This window comes from Streptomyces fungicidicus, assembly GCF_003665435.1.
GTDB lineage: Bacteria > Actinomycetota > Actinomycetes > Streptomycetales > Streptomycetaceae > Streptomyces > Streptomyces fungicidicus.
In genome coordinates this window covers 5,152,026-5,167,129 of sequence record NZ_CP023407.1, presented here as the reverse complement: position 1 = coordinate 5,167,129, position 15,104 = coordinate 5,152,026, and the positions used below count along the sequence as shown (strand labels likewise).

At 70.8% G+C, this 15,104-nt stretch carries 14 protein-coding genes and 2 tRNA genes; 6 read left to right on the top strand and 10 right to left on the bottom strand.

The annotated features are described in order from the left end of the window. The gene (rsgA, locus tag CNQ36_RS23730) at positions 1–1,011 is read left to right on the top strand and encodes a ribosome small subunit-dependent GTPase A (RefSeq protein WP_004925909.1); all 1,011 of its coding nucleotides are present in this window, start codon (positions 1–3) and stop codon (positions 1,009–1,011) included. Positions 1,012–1,130: 119 nt separating this feature from the next. Continuing rightward, positions 1,131–1,454 (top strand): DMT family transporter, encoded by a 324-nt coding sequence (locus tag CNQ36_RS23725; RefSeq protein ID WP_004925911.1) that lies wholly within the window; start codon positions 1,131–1,133, stop codon positions 1,452–1,454. Between the two features lie 8 nt (positions 1,455–1,462). Here the strand turns inward: CNQ36_RS23725 and CNQ36_RS23720 are convergent, their stop codons facing one another. Further along, entirely contained in the window at positions 1,463–2,074 is a 612-nt protein-coding gene (locus tag CNQ36_RS23720) for a TetR/AcrR family transcriptional regulator (protein WP_121547466.1), read from the bottom strand. A 127-nt stretch (positions 2,075–2,201) separates the two neighbouring features. Between CNQ36_RS23720 and hisN the strand changes: the two genes are divergently transcribed. After that, the gene (gene hisN / locus CNQ36_RS23715) at positions 2,202–3,002 is read left to right on the top strand and encodes a histidinol-phosphatase (protein WP_004925915.1); all 801 of its coding nucleotides are present in this window, start codon (positions 2,202–2,204) and stop codon (positions 3,000–3,002) included. Between the two features lie 170 nt (positions 3,003–3,172). Beyond that, positions 3,173–3,574, top strand: a complete 402-nt coding sequence (locus CNQ36_RS23710; protein WP_121547465.1) for a CBS domain-containing protein — start codon at positions 3,173–3,175, stop codon at positions 3,572–3,574. Between the two features lie 71 nt (positions 3,575–3,645). On the opposite strand, the gene CNQ36_RS23705 is transcribed toward CNQ36_RS23710, so the two are convergent. Beyond that, positions 3,646–5,097 (bottom strand): catalase, encoded by a 1,452-nt coding sequence (locus tag CNQ36_RS23705; protein ID WP_228313052.1) that lies wholly within the window; start codon positions 5,095–5,097, stop codon positions 3,646–3,648. A 143-nt stretch (positions 5,098–5,240) separates the two neighbouring features. On the opposite strand from CNQ36_RS23705, the gene CNQ36_RS23700 reads away from it, so the two are divergent. Beyond that, positions 5,241–5,657: a Fur family transcriptional regulator gene (locus CNQ36_RS23700; RefSeq protein ID WP_004925922.1), complete on the top strand. Its 417-nt coding sequence runs from the start codon at positions 5,241–5,243 to the stop codon at positions 5,655–5,657. 134 nt (positions 5,658–5,791) lie between these two features. Here CNQ36_RS23700 and CNQ36_RS23695 read toward each other — a convergent pair. The 4 genes from CNQ36_RS23695 to CNQ36_RS23680 all read right to left on the bottom strand — a co-directional run bounded on the left by CNQ36_RS23695 (position 5,792) and on the right by CNQ36_RS23680 (position 11,058). Next, positions 5,792–5,865 (bottom strand) — tRNA-Met (locus tag CNQ36_RS23695). Between the two features lie 98 nt (positions 5,866–5,963). Next, a complete protein-coding gene (locus CNQ36_RS23690) occupies positions 5,964–7,778 on the bottom strand; it encodes a tetratricopeptide repeat protein (RefSeq protein WP_206278493.1) in 1,815 nt (604 codons plus the stop codon). A gap of 223 nt (positions 7,779–8,001) precedes the next feature. After that, positions 8,002–8,075: transfer RNA gene (locus CNQ36_RS23685), tRNA-Met, on the bottom strand. A gap of 55 nt (positions 8,076–8,130) precedes the next feature. Continuing rightward, entirely contained in the window at positions 8,131–11,058 is a 2,928-nt protein-coding gene (locus CNQ36_RS23680) for a UPF0182 family membrane protein (protein WP_228313149.1), read from the bottom strand. 164 nt (positions 11,059–11,222) lie between these two features. Between CNQ36_RS23680 and CNQ36_RS23675 the strand changes: the two genes are divergently transcribed. Next, positions 11,223–11,765 carry a PPA1309 family protein gene (locus tag CNQ36_RS23675; RefSeq protein ID WP_163013354.1) on the top strand — a complete coding sequence of 181 codons (543 nt, stop codon included), beginning with the start codon at positions 11,223–11,225 and terminating at the stop codon, positions 11,763–11,765. A gap of 9 nt (positions 11,766–11,774) precedes the next feature. On the opposite strand, the gene CNQ36_RS23670 is transcribed toward CNQ36_RS23675, so the two are convergent. The 4 genes from CNQ36_RS23670 to CNQ36_RS23660 form a co-directional block, all read right to left on the bottom strand. Continuing rightward, positions 11,775–12,869 carry a YlbL family protein gene (locus CNQ36_RS23670; RefSeq protein WP_004925935.1) on the bottom strand — a complete coding sequence of 365 codons (1,095 nt, stop codon included), beginning with the start codon at positions 12,867–12,869 and terminating at the stop codon, positions 11,775–11,777. A 100-nt stretch (positions 12,870–12,969) separates the two neighbouring features. Further along, positions 12,970–13,134, bottom strand: coding sequence for a hypothetical protein (locus CNQ36_RS34830; protein ID WP_004925937.1), 165 nt, complete (start codon positions 13,132–13,134; stop codon positions 12,970–12,972). A gap of 146 nt (positions 13,135–13,280) precedes the next feature. After that, positions 13,281–13,739, bottom strand: coding sequence for a molybdenum cofactor biosynthesis protein MoaE (locus CNQ36_RS23665; RefSeq protein WP_121547460.1), 459 nt, complete (start codon positions 13,737–13,739; stop codon positions 13,281–13,283). 62 nt (positions 13,740–13,801) lie between these two features. Further along, the gene (locus CNQ36_RS23660) at positions 13,802–14,914 is read right to left on the bottom strand and encodes an SDR family oxidoreductase (protein ID WP_004925942.1); all 1,113 of its coding nucleotides are present in this window, start codon (positions 14,912–14,914) and stop codon (positions 13,802–13,804) included. Positions 14,915–15,104: the final 190 nt, after the last annotated feature.

Below are 15,104 nucleotides of genomic sequence, written 5' to 3'. Positions count from 1 at the left end.
ATGCGCCGCTACGGCAAGCACACCGACGAGGACGACATCCGCTCCCGCCCCAACCGCAGGGGCAACCGGCCGCGCACCCACATCCGGCCCAAGCACGAGGACGCCGCCCAGGGCCTGGTCCTCACCGTGGACCGGGGCCGGCTGACCTGCCTCGTCGAGGACCGGGTGGTGCTGGCGATGAAGGCCCGTGAGCTGGGCCGCAAGGCGGCGGTGGTCGGTGACCGGGTGGCGCTGGTGGGCGACCTGTCCGGCAGGAAGGACACGCTCGCGCGGATCGTGCGGATCGAGGAGCGCGCGTCGGTGCTGCGCCGGACCGCGGACGACGACGACCCCTACGAGCGGGTCGTCGTCGCCAACGCCGACCAGCTCGCCGTCGTCACCGCCCTCGCCGATCCCGAACCCAGGCCCCGGCTGATCGACCGCTGTCTGGTCGCGGCGTACGACGGCGGTCTGGAGCCGCTGCTGGTGCTGACCAAGTCCGACCTCGCGCCGCCCGACAAGCTGCTGGAGCTCTACGGCGACCTCGACATCCCCTACGTGGTGACCAGCCGCGCGGAACTGGAGAGCGGCGAGGCTGCGGACCGGGTGCGGGAGCAGCTGGACGGCCGGATCACCGCGTTCGTGGGGCACTCCGGGGTCGGCAAGACGACGCTGGTGAACGCGCTGGTGCCGGAGGAACGGCGGCGTTCGACCGGGCACGTCAACGCGGTGACCGGGCGGGGGCGGCACACGACGACGTCCGCGCTGGCGCTGCCGCTGTCGGGTGCGGAGGGCTGGGTGATCGACACGCCGGGCGTGCGGTCCTTCGGGCTCGCCCACGTCGACCCGTCCCGGGTCATCCACGCCTTCCCCGATCTGGAGCCGGGCACCGAGGGCTGTCCCCGCGCGTGCAGCCACGACGAGCCGGACTGCGCGCTGGACGCGTGGGTGGCCGAGGGGCACGCGGATCCGGCGCGGCTCTACTCGCTGCGGCGGCTGCTGGCGACGCGGGAGCGCACCGAGGGCGACTGACCTCCGCGTTGTTTGTCGTGGTGTCCGGACGGTAAGTGCATAATCGCACCGAGCCGGACCCGAACCCGTCGAACCTGACGAAGCGGTCACTGTACGTGGCGAATGCGGGAGGACGACACATGGCGTGGCTGCTGGTCGTAGTGGCCGGGGTGCTCGAGACCGGTTTCGCCGTGTGCCTGAAGCTGTCGCACGGCTTCACGCGGCTGTGGCCGACCGTCGCCTTCTGCGCGTTCGCGCTGGGCAGCTTCGGACTGCTGACCCTGTCGCTGAAGAAGCTCGACGTGGGGCCCGCGTACGCGGTGTGGACGGGCATCGGCGCGGCGGGGACGGCCATCTACGGGATGGTGTTCCTCGGGGACCTGGTGTCCACGCTGAAGATCGTCTCCATCACGTTCGTGATCGTCGGTGTGATCGGGCTGCAGCTGTCGGGGTCCGCGCACTGAGCGGCCCGCTACGGCACCGCGGGGTACCGGTGCAGCGCGCCGCGCACCAGTTCGGCGACGGCGTCGCCGGCCGGTGGCGCGGCGACGCAGGACAGGGCGAGACGCACCACGAGCTCGCAGGAGCGGGCCAGGTCGGTGGTGTCGGACCGGGGGAGGACGGGGCCGGCAAGCGCCGCGACGGCCCGGTCGCGGACCAGGGCGACGAAGTCGGCGGGCGAGGGCAGCGGCCCGTCGGCGCGGTGCTGCGCGGGCACGGCGGAGCCGGACCGGGCGGCCGCGAGGGCCGGGGCGGGCAGGCGTTCGCTCCAGAATCCGGTGAGCAGGGCGCGGACCAGGACGTTCTCCCGGGCGCTGACGGTGGTCCACTCGGCGGTCGCGGTCAGCCGGTCGCGCGGGTCGCCGGGGCCGGTGAGGGCGCGGTCGACGCCGGCGAGATAGCCGTCGGCCTCCCGGCGGACGAGGGCCCGGGCGAGTCCGTCCTTGCTGCCGAACTCGTTGTACAGCGTCTGCCGGGAGACCCCGGCCGCGGCGGCCACGTCCACCATCCGTACCGCGGACCACGGGCGGCGCACCAGTGCCGTGTACGCGGCGTCCAGCAGAGATTCCCGCGCTGCAGGCATCTTCGCCTCCCTCGGGGCGAGCGGCCGACCCTGCCGCCAGATTTGACGCGCCGTCGGGCGCTGTCAAGGGGACGCGCGCCCCGCCCCTGGTGGCCCCGCACCGACCTCGGCAGATACCGTTCACCGCATGCCCGACTACCTTGACGACCTGCGTCTCGCCCATGTCCTCGCCGACGCCGCCGACGCCGCGACGATGGAACGGTTCAAGGCCCTCGACCTCAAGGTGGAGACCAAACCCGACATGACGCCGGTGAGCGAGGCGGACAAGAACGCCGAGGAGCTCATCCGGGGCCACCTGAAGCGCGCCCGGCCGAGGGACGCGGTCCTCGGCGAGGAGTACGGGGTGGAGGGCACGGGGCCCCGGCGCTGGGTGATCGACCCGATCGACGGCACCAAGAACTACGTGCGCGGAGTGCCCGTGTGGGCCACGCTGATCTCCCTGATGGAGGCAGGCGAGGGCGGCTTCCAGCCGGTCGTCGGCCTCGTCTCCGCTCCCGCCCTGGGCCGCCGCTGGTGGGCCGCGCAGGGGCACGGCGCCTTCGCCGGCCGCAGCCTGTCGTCGGCCTCCAGGCTCCACGTCTCCCGCGTCTCCAAGCTCTCCGACGCCTCCTTCGCGTACTCCTCGCTCAGCGGCTGGGAGTCGCAGGGGCGGCTGGACGGCTTCCTCGACCTCACCCGCGAGGTGTGGCGCACCCGCGCGTACGGCGACTTCTGGCCGTACATGATGGTCGCCGAGGGGTCGGTCGACATGTGCGCGGAGCCCGAGCTGTCGCTCTGGGACATGGCGGCCACCGCGATCGTGGTCACGGAGGCCGGCGGCTCCTTCACCGGCCTCGACGGCCGCCCCGGACCGCACAGCGGCAACGCGGCCGCGTCGAACGGCCTGCTGCACGACGAGCTGCTCGGGTATCTCAACCAGCGCTACTGAGCGGCGTGGCGTGAGCGTGCGCGCCCCCGGCCGGCCGCACGCGCCCCCTTGTTGACCCCCTCTTCGCCTGCCACTCTGGGAGCTCCCCCACTTGTGAATTTGTGAAACCGTGAACGAGCGGGCCACCGGGCCCGTGACCACGCGGTTTCCGGTAGGAGGTGGCTCCATCCATGCTCGTCCGTGACGCCATGAGCACCTTGGTCCTCACCATCGGCCCTGCCCACACCCTCCGGCAGGCCGCCGCCCTGATGTCCGCCCGCCGGGTGGGCGCGGCCGTGGTCCTCGACCCCGACGGCACCGGCATCGGCATCCTCACCGAGCGGGACGTCCTCAACTCCGTCGGGCTCGGCCAGGACCCCGACACCGAGCGCGCCCACGCCCACACCACCACCGACGTCGTCTTCGCCGCACCGTCCTGGACCCTGGAGGAGGCCGCCGTCGCCATGACCCACGGCGGCTTCCGCCATCTGATCGTGCTGGACCGGGGCGAGCCCGTCGGCATCGTCTCGGTCCGCGACATCATCCGCTGCTGGGCACCGCAGCGGCGGCGGGCCGAGCAGGTACCGGCCTGACGGCACGGGAAACGGGCCGGACCCCCCGAGGGGGCCCGGCCCGTCGATCGGCAAGCCGTCCAGCGCCGGTGTCAGCCGCGCAGAGCCTGCACGGCGGCCTCCAGCCGCTTGCCGAAGTCCTCGTCCGCCTGGCGGAAGTTGTTGATCGCGCGCTCGGCGATGTCGTCGCGCGTGACCCCGGAGATGGCGTTCGCCAGGTTGTTCACCAGGCGTTCCTTCTCGTCCTCCGCCATCAGCCGGTAGAGGTTGCCCGCCTGGACGAAGTCGTCGTCCTCGGCGTGCCGGGGCGTCGCCGTCTCACCGGTGACACCGGCCACCGGGAGGGGCTCCCACAGCGGGCGGCTCGTCTGGACCGGGCCGCCGAAGCTGTTCGGCTCGTAGTTCTTCGCGCCCTTGTGGCGGCCGTCGTAGAGGTAGCCGTCACGGGAGTAGGTGCGCGCCTCGGTGGCGTGCGGGCGGTTCACCGGCAGGTGGTCGGCGTTGATGCCGACGCGGTACCGGTGGGCGTCGCTGTAGGAGAAGATGCGCCCCTGGAGCATCTTGTCCGGCGAGGGACCGATGCCGGGCACGAAGTGGCCCGGGCTGAAGATCGACTGCTCGACCTCGGCGAAGACGTTCTCCGGGTTGCGGTTGAGCTCCAGCTTGCCGAACTCGATCAGCGGGTAGTCCGCGTGCGGCCAGACCTTGGTCAGGTCGAACGGGTTGAAGCGGTACGTGGCCGCCTCGGCCGCCGGCATCACCTGGACGGAGACGGTCCAGGTCGGGAACTCGCCGCGCTCGATGGACTCGCGCAGATCCCGCTGGTGGGAGTCGGGGTCCTTGCCCGCGAGGATCTCGGCCTCTTCCGCGGTCAGGTTCTTGATGCCCTGGTCCGTCTTGAAGTGGTACTTGACCCAGAAGGCCTCGCCGGCCTCGTTGTTCCACTGGTAGGTGTGCGAGCCGAAGCCGTCCATGTGGCGGTAGGACGCCGGGATGCCGCGGTCACCGAACAGCCAGGTCACCTGGTGCGTGGACTCGGGCGACAGACCCCAGAAGTCGAAGACGTTGTCCGCCTCCTGCGAACCGGTGTACGGGTCGCGCTTCTGGGTGTGGATGAAGTCGGGGAACTTGATGGCGTCCCGGATGAAGAAGACCGGGGTGTTGTTGCCGACGAGGTCGTAGTTGCCCTCCTCGGTGTAGAACTTCAGCGCGAAACCGCGCGGGTCGCGCACGGCGTCCGGGGCGCCCAGGTTGCCGGCCACGGTCGAGAAGCGCAGGAAGGTCTCCGTCTGCTTGCCGACCTCGGAGAGGAACTTGGCCCTCGTGTACTTCGTGACGTCGGCGGTCACCGTGAAGGTGCCGTAGGCGCCGGCGCCGCGGGCGTGGACCACGCGCTCCGGGATGCGCTCACGGTTGAAGTGGGCCAGCTTCTCCAGGAGGACCTGGTCCTGGACGAGGACCGGGCCGCCGACGCCCGCGGTCTCGCTGTTCTGGTTGTCGGCTACCGGAGCACCGGCCTCCGTAGTAAGCGGTCCCTGCGTCACGTGCGCCTCCTGCGTCATCGCTGACCAATCTGTGCCTTGGCCAAAACCAGTCTCGATCCTACAATGGACATTGTCTAAGTCAAGTAAGGCTCCAAAGTCACACCCGTTCGGGATTCCTGTCCCCCTGCTGTTAGGCTGGTGCTATGAGTGACCTTCTGGAACGGCTCCGTGGACGGGGATGGCGGATGACCGCGCAGCGCCGCGTCGTGGCCGAGGTCCTCGACGGCGAACACGTCCACCTGACAGCCGACGAGGTGCACGCCAGGGCCGTGACCAGGCTGCCCGAGATCTCCCGGGCGACCGTCTACAACACCCTGGGCGAGCTGGTCTCGCTCGGTGAGGTGCTGGAGGTCGCCACGGACAAGCGGGCCAAGCGGTACGACCCCAACGCCCACCGCCCGCACCACCACCTGGTGTGTGCGCAGTGCGGCGCGATCCGCGACGTCCACCCGACCGGCAACCCGCTGGCCGACCTGCCCGACACGGAGCGCTTCGGCTTCACGGTCTCCGATGTCGAAGTGACCTACCGCGGCGTCTGCCCGAACTGCGCGGCCGCGTAGCGATCGAACACTTCACACCGAAGCCCCGGCACCGATGGGTGGCCGGGGCTTCCTCGTGTGCGACGCCGGGCATTGTGCGACGCCGGAAACACCGAGGGCCGGAACCCTTTCGGATTCCGGCCCTCGGCCTTCAGTAGCGGGGACAGGATTTGAACCTGCGACCTCTGGGTTATGAGCCCAGCGAGCTACCGAGCTGCTCCACCCCGCGTCGATGAATGGAACACTACGTCAAGACGGCGGACAGAAGCAAATCCATTCCCTCCGGGCCGCGGACGGGTGAATCCTGCCCCCCCCTCCCGCCCGGCCTCAGGCGGACAGTTCCTCCCGCAGCGCGTCCCGCAGCCGCGTCGCCCGCTCCGCGACCGCCTGCGGTCCCAGCGCCGCGGCACGCTCGGCCCACCGCTGCCCCTCCGCCAGCTCTCCCCGCCGCGCGTACACCAGCGCGAGCCGCAACGCCGCGCGGCCGTGCCCCGCGTCCGCCGCCCGGGTCCACCACACCGCCGCCTCCGGCTCGCTCCCCTCGCGCGCCAGCAGCAGCCCGAGGTTGAAGGCGCCGTTGCGGGACCCGGCCTCCGCCGCCTCCCGGTACCACCGGGCCGCCTCCACCACGTCACCGCGCGCCGCCGCGAGCATCCCGACCCGCACCTGCGCCCGCCGGTGCCCCTGCGACGCCGCCCGCTCGTACCACTCCTCGCACTCACTGCGCCGGTTCACCGGCTCCCCCAGCTCATGCGCCGGCTCCGGAGGTCTGCGCGCGTCCAGCACCGCCGCCAGGCGGTAGGCGGCCTCCGCGCTGCCGCCACCGGCGGCGCACCGCAGGAACCGCTCCGCCTCGCTCTCCTCGCCCTCCCGCAGCCGCGCCATGCCGACCTGGAGCGCCGCCTCCGTGTGTCCGGCGGCCGCCGCCCGCTCGTACCAGCGCAGCGCGGCCGCCTCCTCGCCCCGGCCCGCGTGCAGGATGCCGAGGTTGAAGGCGGCGTCCACGCTGCCGGCCTCCGCGGCCTTGGAGAACCACGGCTCCGCGCCGGTCCGGTCGCCGGCCCGCAGCAGCAGGATCGCCAGCGCGTTCGCCGCCTCGCGGTGCCCGGCGTAGGCGGCCCGCCGGTACCACTGCTCGGCCGGGACGGTCCGGCCCTGGTCGGCGCAGAGCAGCCCCAGGTTGTACGCGCCGTTGATGTCACCGGCGTCCATCGCGGCCCGGTACCAGCGCTCGGCGGTCTGGGTCTCGCCCCGCTCGGCGTGCAGCGCGCCCAGCGCGTTGGCCGCGTTGCCGTCGCCCTCCTGGGCGGCGCGCAGCCACCACACGGCCGCGTTCTCGGTGTCCCCGGCGTCGCGCAGCAGGAAGCCGAGCGCGCACGCGGCGCGGGCCTCGCCGTCCTTGGCGGAGGTCAGGTACCAGCGGCCGGCCTCCTTGAGCTCGCCGCGCTTCTCCAGGATCGCCCCGAGGTGCAGCGCGGCCCGGCGGTGGCCGCGCGCGGCGGCCTGCCGGTACCACTGCTCGGCCTCCTCCAGCAGCTCCGCGCCGCCGTCGCCCTCCGCGGCGGCCCTGCGGTCCAGGGCGCGGGCCAGCCGATAGGCCCCCTCCCGGTGACCCCGGTCGGCGGCGGCACGCATCCAGCGCTCGGTGCCGGCCGTGTCACCGCGGTGCTCCAGCAGGTCGGCGAGGGCGTACGCGCCGAGGGTGTGGCCCTGCTCGGCGGACTGGCGCAGCAGGTACTCGGCGGCGGGTTCGTCACCGCGCTCGCGGTGGTGGCGGCCGAGCGCGTGCGCGGCGGCGGTGGAGCCGGCGACGGCGGCGATCCGCCACCAGCCGGCCGCCTCGTCGGGGTAGCCCCGCTGGTGCAGCAGGACGCCCAGGTTGTTGGCGGCGGCGCGGTCGCCGGCGCCGGTGGCGGCACGCAGATGGGGTTCGGCTCCGTCGAGATCACCGCGGCGCAGCAGCATGGCGCCGAGAACGCTCATCGCCTCGACGTCGCCGGCCTCGGCCGCGAGCCGCCGGCGCAACTCCTCCGCCGCCTCGTCGGCGGCCTCACCCGCCTCGTCGCGGGGTTCCTCCCGAGGGGAGGACTGCACAAAACGCCCTGTCCCGTACAGAGTTGCCTTGTCCCCCATAACATCCATCGTCGCACCACCTGCAACCTGGGTACACCTGGTATACCGCAGTCAGTGAGGTCACTACAGCGTTTTGTCGACATGCCCACAGAGAGACAAGTCAAACACAAAACCGCCAACTCCCGTCGGCGGCACGGCCGTCGACTGCCCCGGCACATGCGTTCGCACACCACAAAGGCCCGGATTCCTATAGGAATCCGGGCCTTCGGTGTCGCCAACTGCGCGACCTGAGTAGCGGGGACAGGATTTGAACCTGCGACCTCTGGGTTATGAGCCCAGCGAGCTACCGAGCTGCTCCACCCCGCGCCGTTGTGTTGTAACCGTAGCACGGCGCGGGAGGAGCCTCTGACCAGCCTGCTCGCTAACTGCTCGGACTCGCGTCGGCAGCGGGTTCGCCGTCCCCGCCACCCCCTGCGGCCGACTGCGCGTCCTCAGCCTTGCGCAGCGCGTCCTCGAGGTCCTTCTGCGCCTTGCCGTAGGCCTCCCAGTCGTTCTTCTTCAGGGCTTCCTGGCCGGCGTCGAACGCCTTCTGGGCGTCGTTCAGCGCTTCCTGGACCGTGGGGTTGTCGGACGACGGCGGAGGCGTCGTGCCCTCGTCCTCGCCGCTTCCCTCGTCCTCGCCCGGTGGCGGCTCCGTTGGGGTGCCCTCGCCTCCGAAGACCTTGTTGAGGGCCTCGTCGAGGGTGTCCTCGAAGGCGGTCTGGCCTCCGTAGGTCACCAGCACCTTCCGCAGCAGCGGGTACTTCAGTCCGCCACCGCGCACGTAGACCGGCTCCACGTAGAGCAGTCCTCCGTCGAGCGGGACCGCCAGGAGGTTGCCGTACTCCACCTCGGAGTCGCCGCCTCTCAACAGCCTGATCGACTCGGCGATGTCCTGTTCGGAGTTGAACTGGCTCTGGATCTGCTTGGGTCCGGCGGCCGTGGTGCTGGTCGGCAGTTTCAGCACTCTGATCTTGCCGTAGTCCTTGGTGCCCGGATCGGCGTTGACCGCCATGAAGGCACTGAGGTTGTCACGGCCGTTCGGTGTGAGCGTCGTGGTGAGCGAGAAGGTCTGCTCCTGCTGATCGGGCATCTTCATGCTCAGGTAGTACGGAGGGACCGCGTCGCCCGTCTTGTTGGTCGGGTCGTCCGGCACCTGCCACACCTCGCTGCCGGAGAGGAACGTGGTGGCGTCCTTCACGTGGTAGCGGGTCAGCAGCTCGCGCTGCACCTTGAACAGGTCCTGCGGATACCGCAGGTGGGCCATCAGGTCGCCGGAGATCTCGGACTTCGGCTCCACCGTGTCCGGGAAGGCCTTCATCCAGGTCTTCAGGACGGGGTCCTGGGTGTCCCACTGGTAGAGCTTGACCTCGCCGCTGTACGCGTCGACGGTCGCCTTCACCGAGTTGCGGATGTAGTTGACCTGGTTCTGCTGGGCCACCACCGCGCGCTGGTCGTTGGTGGCGGTCAGCGAGTCCGCCGTGGTGTCGCCCAGGGTCGTGCGCGACGCGTACGGATAGCCGTTGGTGGTCGTGTAGGCGTCGACGATCCACTGGATCCGGCCGTCCACGACCGCCGGATAGGCGTCGCCGTCGATGGTCAGCCACGGGGCGATCGCCTCGACGCGCTCCTTGGGCGTGCGGTTGTACAGGATCCGCGAACCCTCGCCGATGGCGCCCGAGTACAGGATCTGCGGCTCGCCGAACGCGACCGCGTAGGCGGCCCGGTTGACCGGGTTGGCGAGGTTGACCCCGCTGTCGCCCTTGTAGCTGTACGTCTTCTCGCCGCTGTCGTCGGAGTAGTCGATCTCCTTCTGGGGACCGCCGACGATCGAGTACGTCGTCGTCCGCTCGCCGTAGTAGACCCGCTGCTCGTACGAGCCCAGGTCGCCCTTGGACGGGAGGTCGGACTCGGTGAACGCCGGACGGCCGCCGGCGTCGGCGCTGGTGCCCTCGGCGGCGACGACTCCGTAGCCGTGCGTGTAGCGGAAGTGGTCGTTGATCCAGTTCCGCTTCGGGATGCCGTTGAGATTCAGCTCACGCAGACCGATGACGGTGTCCTGGTCCTTGCCGTCCTTGGCGTAGCGGTCCACGTCCAGGTTGGTCGGGAACGCGTAGTAGTTCCTGATCTGCTGGAGCTGCTGGAACGTCGGCGAGACGATGTTCGGGTCCATGATCCGGATGCTCGCCGTGTCGCCGACGTCGTCCCGCAGCTTGGACTTGTCCTCGGTCTGGCCGATGCCCGGGTACTCGGTGACCTGCGAGTCGTCGATGCCGTAGGCCTCACGCGTGGCCTTGAGGTTCTTCTCGACGTACGGCGCTTCCTTCGCCTGCTCGTTCGGCTGGACCTGGAACTTCTGCACGATGGCCGGGTACAGGCCGCCGATGAGGATCGCCGACAGCACCATCAGGCCGAAGCCGATCACGGGCAGCTGCCAGGTCCGCCGCCACAGGGTGGCGAAGAACAGCAGCGCGCAGATCACGGCGATGCAGAACAGGATCGTCTTGGCCGGCAGATAGGCGTTCGCGTCGACGTACCTCAGGCCCGTCCAGCTGTCGGTGGCCTTGAAGTCACTGGACTTCACCGCCAGTCCGTACCGGTCGAGCCAGTAGGCGACCGCCTTGAGGGCGACGAAGATGCCGAGGAGCACCGACAGGTGACCGGTGGCGGCGGCCGTGGCACGGGCGCCCGGGCTGGTGATGCGCAGCCCGCCGTACAGGTAGTGGGTGAGCGCGGCTGCGATCAGCGCCAGGATCGTGGCGGCGAAGCCGAAGCCCAGCATGAACCGGTACCACGGCAGGTCGAAGGCGTAGAAGGAGACGTCGAGCTTGAACTGCGGGTCCTTCTGGCCGAAGGGCACGCCGTTGACCCACATCAGCCAGGTCCGCCACTGGCTCGACGCCGAGGCGCCGGCGATCAGGCCCACCAGCGCGGTGATCCCGAGCAGCAGCCACTTCTTGTACGGGGCGATGCCCATCCGGTAGCGGTCGAGGTTCTGCTGCTCCATCGACATGGCGCTCAGCGGCGGCCGCATCCGGTGTGCCAGCCAGATGTTGAAGCCGACCGCCAGGGCCATCAGCAGACCGAAGACGAAGAACAGCCCGATCTTGGTCCACAGGGTCGTCGTGAACACCGACGAGTAGTTGACCGAGCGATACCACAGCCAGTCGGTCCAGAACCCCGCGAACATGGTGAACACCATGCCGAGGACGGCCAGGACGCCCAGTGTCATGAGCAGGGTCCGGACCCGCCGGGACGGGCGGCCCACTCTGATCCGTGGCCCCGTCGGGCCTCCGCCGCGGTCCGGCATCTGGAAAGCCAAGGTTGGCACCTCAAGGTTCGCTGTTGATTCGTCGGGCCCGCGTCTTCACGGACCGTGCGTGGGCTCCCGCGATCGTGAGCCCACACCTATGCAACTTACTCACGCTTTACTCGGTTCCCGATTCCGGCCAGGAACGAGAGAGGATTGTGACCATGTCCAACACACCCATGGCTGCCACCCCGCTCACCCGGGCCGTGCTCGAGATCGACGAATACGTCTCCGGCCTCGGCTGGGACCAGCCCGCCCGCCTGTTCGCCCTCGTCGACACCGCCCGGCTGCGCACCGAACAGCCCTCGCTCGCCGACCGGCTCGGTCTGGGCGACGCGCAGGAGACGACCGCCCTCACCCCGATCGAGCAGGACGAGATTCCCACGGGCAAGCCGCTCGACGAGTTCCTGGGCACCATCGCGTGGCCCGACGCGGTCACCGGCTGCGCCCTGACCGTGGAGCGGCTGATGCTGCCGCCGTCCGCCGAGGCCCAGGTCCCGAAGGACCTGGACGAGGCGGGTCTGACGAAGTGGGTGGCGGAGCACCCGGAGCGTCAGGAGGTCCGGATGACGGTCGCGGTGCTGCGCGACGGCACCCGCGAGTCGGCTCTCCGGCTGCGCGAGAAGGACTCCGCGACGGAGGTCCTCACCGGCTCCGAGCTGGTGCCGGGTCTGGCCGAGGCCCTGACGGCGACTTTCGCGGAGTAGCCGGGCCGGTCAGGACGTGGTGCACCGCGGCAGGTCCGCGGTGTCGCCGGAGCGGATGTCCTCGAGGGCGCCCAGGGCGTCGTGGATGGTGCCCACCTTCACCAGGGTGAGGCCCTCGGGGGTGTCCTTGGCGGCGGACGCGCAGTTGTCGGCGGGCGTGAGGAAGTACCGGGCGCCCTTGCTGCGCGCGCCGACCGTCTTCATCTCGATCCCGCCGATCGGCCCGACCTTGCCGTCGTCGTCGATCGTGCCGGTGCCCGCGACGAACTTGCCGCCGGTCAGGCTGCCCGGGGTGAGCTTGTCGTAGATGCCGAGGGCGAACATCAGACCCGCGCTCGGCCCGCCGACGTCGGCCAGCTTGATGTCGATGGTGAACGGGAAGGTGTGGTCGGTTCCGGCGGAGATCCCGACGATGGCACGCTCCTCGCCGCCGTCGTCGGAGGCCGTCGTGGTGATCGTGATCTTCTCGGTCTTCGTCGCCGTCCGGTTCTCCTTCTCGGCGGCGGCCTGCTCCTTGGCGGGCACGATCGTGAAGACGACGTCCTCGCCCGGCTTGTGCTGGGTCACCAGCTCGGCGACGTCGGCCGGCTCCTTCACCGTCTTGCCGTCGACCGCCTTGATCACGTCGCCCGCGTGCAGCCTGCCCTCGGCCGGGGACCCCTTGACGACCGTGGAGACGATCACCCAGGACTTCACCGGGACGTCGAGCTCCTTGAGGGCCGCGACCTTGGCGCTCTCCTGGGACTGGCTGAACTCCTCGGCGTTCTCCTGGGTGGACTGCTCCTCGGTCTTGCCGTCCGGGTAGAGGGTCTCGTGCGGCACGACCTTGTTGTCGTGGGCGAGCCAGCCGTAGACGGCCTCGACCAGGTTCATCCGGTAGTCCGCGCTGGTGACCCGCACCGTGGTCATGTTGAGGTGACCGTCCGTCGGATAGGTCTTGCGCCCGGCGATCTGCAGCACCGGCTCGCCGTCGTGATCGCCCAGCGTGTTCACCGTCGGCCCCGGGGACATCTCCGAGTACGGCACGGGGATGAAGACACCCGCGCACAGGAGCGCGATCAGCATCAGGGTCGAGGCGAGCATCGTCGCGGTGCGGCGTGGCATGCCTCGACAGTACGGGACTGACCTGTCGGCGCACCGTCAGGGCCGCCCGGACGGGCGGCCCTGCTCACGCTGCACGCCGTGACCGGCTGTTTCCCGGTCCTCAGCTACCCGTGCGCGGCTTTTCCATGGCCTCGCGGAAACGGGCGTAACCGATGAGTTCGGGGCCGTCGCTCCGCACCTTGCGCGTGCGGTTGGCCCAACTGCCCCACAGTCCCGCTCCGATCGCGGCCACAAGCGGTATCAGCAACCAGGCAAGCGCCGCCATGCCGACCTCCCAACCCCATGATGGTCCGCAACTGACTGATCAGCAGATTAACCATCCGCAGTGACAACGCTCACGCCCGGGGTGCGGTTACGCAACCGGAGCCCGGCACGCTCCCGTCGCCCGACCACCGCCCCCCAACGACGGCGCTACGCGCCGACCCACTCCTCGGTCCCGTCCGAGAACCGCTGGTGCTTCCAGATGGGCACCTCGTGCTTGAGGTCGTCGATCAGTTTCCGGCAGGCCTCGAAGGCTTCCCCCCGGTGCGGGCACGACACGCCGACGACCACGGCGAGGTCCCCCACCCGGAGGTCCCCCACACGGTGCACGGCGGCCAGCGCACGCACCGGGTGCTCGGCGGCGACCTTCTCGGCGATCCGCCGCATCACGTCCTCGGCGCTGGGGTGGCACGAATAGCCGAGCTCGTCGACGTCGGCGCCCCCGTCGTGGTTGCGCACGGTCCCCACGAACAGCGCCGTCCCTCCGGCCGCGTCGTCGCCGACCGCACTGAGGACCTCGTCCACGGACAGCGGCGTGTCGCGGATCGAGATCAGCTTGATCGGGTCCTGTGCCGCCTGCTCACCCGGGTGATCGTGCGTCGATGCCATGCCACCATCGTGCCCCACCCCGCCGGCGACGCGGAACAGCGGCGCCGGCCGCGGGGAACGCGTCAGATCCGGCGCCGGGCCTTGCGGGCCCGCCGTACCACCGCCGCCGCGCCCAGCAGGGCGACCGTGGCGCCCGCCGCGCCCGCCGCCGTCGCGTCCTTGCGGCCCAGCCGCCGCCCGGCGACCGTGTGCCTGCCGGAGACCTCCTCGAGCAGCTCCGCGAGCACCTCCTCGTTGGTGTGCGCGGGCCGCCACCCCGCGTCGTGCAGCCGGCTCCCGCTCACCACCCACGGGTACATCGTGTAGGCCAGGTCCCCGGCCGGGGAGGGCGTGAGCCCGATCCGGTGCAGGCGGGCCGCCGCTCCGAGCGCGACCGCCGACGGCAGCTCCATCCGCCGGATCCCGCTCAGCTCCTCGACCTCCTCCTGCTCCAGCCACCCGTCGCATCCGACGGCCAGCTCGCCGTCGACCTTCTCCAGGACGGCGTACTCCAGGGCGCTGCACAGGTCGTCGACATGGCAGAACTGCCACGCGGGCCGCGATCCGGCCACCACGAGCAGCCTGGGCGACTCGAAGTACCTGGTCAGCGCGGTGTCGGTGCCTCCGACCAGCACGGCGGGGCGCACGACGGTGACGTTGAGGCCGGGGTGCGCCCGGGGCGCCCGGCGCGCGAGCCGCTCGATCTCCAGGAGGTCGCCCACACCGGTGGCCTCCGCCGTGGCCCGCAGTTCCGCGTCCTCGGACAGCGGCAGCTCGTTGTCCGGCAGCGCCCCGTAGACCATCGTCGACGTGCAGAGCACCGCGCGGGGCACGCCCGCGGCCGCGGCGGCCGTGAGCACGGTCTGCGTCCCGCGCACGTTGTACGCCGTCCGGGCGGCGGCGTCGGTCTCCAGGTCGAGGTCGAGCGCCAGGTGCACCACCACGTCGGCCCCGCGCAGCTTGTCCGCGATGGCCGGATCCCGCACGTCCAGGATGTGCCAGCGCGCCTCGGCGCACTCTCCGCGCCGCTCGTCGATGGCGACGACCTGTTTGATCTCCTCCGACGCGGCGAGCCGGGCCGTGAGCAGCGCTCCGACGCCGGACGCGGCGCCGGTGACCGCGACGACGGGCCCGCGCGCCGCGGGACTGGTTGAGTTGTTTCGCGCTGCGCGAACCTGTGGATCTGGGGAACTCACCGGGCGTCTCCAGAGGTTGTCTTCAGTACGAGCGCAAGCGACGCGTACGTACCAGGTGGCATCCATCCTGCCGCAGGCGTTCTGTCGGCGAAGCACCGAGGCCCGAACCGCTTCAGGTGTCTACGCTGGGTGGTGTTGTCGGGCAGCCGTGCCGCCGGAAAGAACCGGTGGCCCTATCAGCCGAGGAATC

Excerpts from the sequence above, each read along its gene's own strand:
- rsgA (WP_004925909.1), top strand. The coding sequence starts at position 1 with ATGCGCCGCTACGGCAAGCACACCGACGAGGACGACATCCGCTCCCGC.
- CNQ36_RS23725 (WP_004925911.1), top strand. The coding sequence starts at position 1,131 with ATGGCGTGGCTGCTGGTCGTAGTGGCCGGGGTGCTCGAGACCGGTTTC.
- CNQ36_RS23720 (WP_121547466.1), bottom strand. The coding sequence starts at position 2,074 with ATGCCTGCAGCGCGGGAATCTCTGCTGGACGCCGCGTACACGGCACTG.
- hisN (WP_004925915.1), top strand. The coding sequence starts at position 2,202 with ATGCCCGACTACCTTGACGACCTGCGTCTCGCCCATGTCCTCGCCGAC.
- CNQ36_RS23710 (WP_121547465.1), top strand. The coding sequence starts at position 3,173 with ATGCTCGTCCGTGACGCCATGAGCACCTTGGTCCTCACCATCGGCCCT.
- CNQ36_RS23700 (WP_004925922.1), top strand. The coding sequence starts at position 5,241 with ATGAGTGACCTTCTGGAACGGCTCCGTGGACGGGGATGGCGGATGACC.
- CNQ36_RS23690 (WP_206278493.1), bottom strand. The coding sequence starts at position 7,778 with ATGGATGTTATGGGGGACAAGGCAACTCTGTACGGGACAGGGCGTTTT.
- CNQ36_RS23680 (WP_228313149.1), bottom strand. The coding sequence starts at position 11,058 with ATGCCGGACCGCGGCGGAGGCCCGACGGGGCCACGGATCAGAGTGGGC.
- CNQ36_RS23675 (WP_163013354.1), top strand. The coding sequence starts at position 11,223 with ATGTCCAACACACCCATGGCTGCCACCCCGCTCACCCGGGCCGTGCTC.
- CNQ36_RS23670 (WP_004925935.1), bottom strand. The coding sequence starts at position 12,869 with ATGCCACGCCGCACCGCGACGATGCTCGCCTCGACCCTGATGCTGATC.
- CNQ36_RS34830 (WP_004925937.1), bottom strand. The coding sequence starts at position 13,134 with ATGGCGGCGCTTGCCTGGTTGCTGATACCGCTTGTGGCCGCGATCGGA.
- CNQ36_RS23665 (WP_121547460.1), bottom strand. The coding sequence starts at position 13,739 with ATGGCATCGACGCACGATCACCCGGGTGAGCAGGCGGCACAGGACCCG.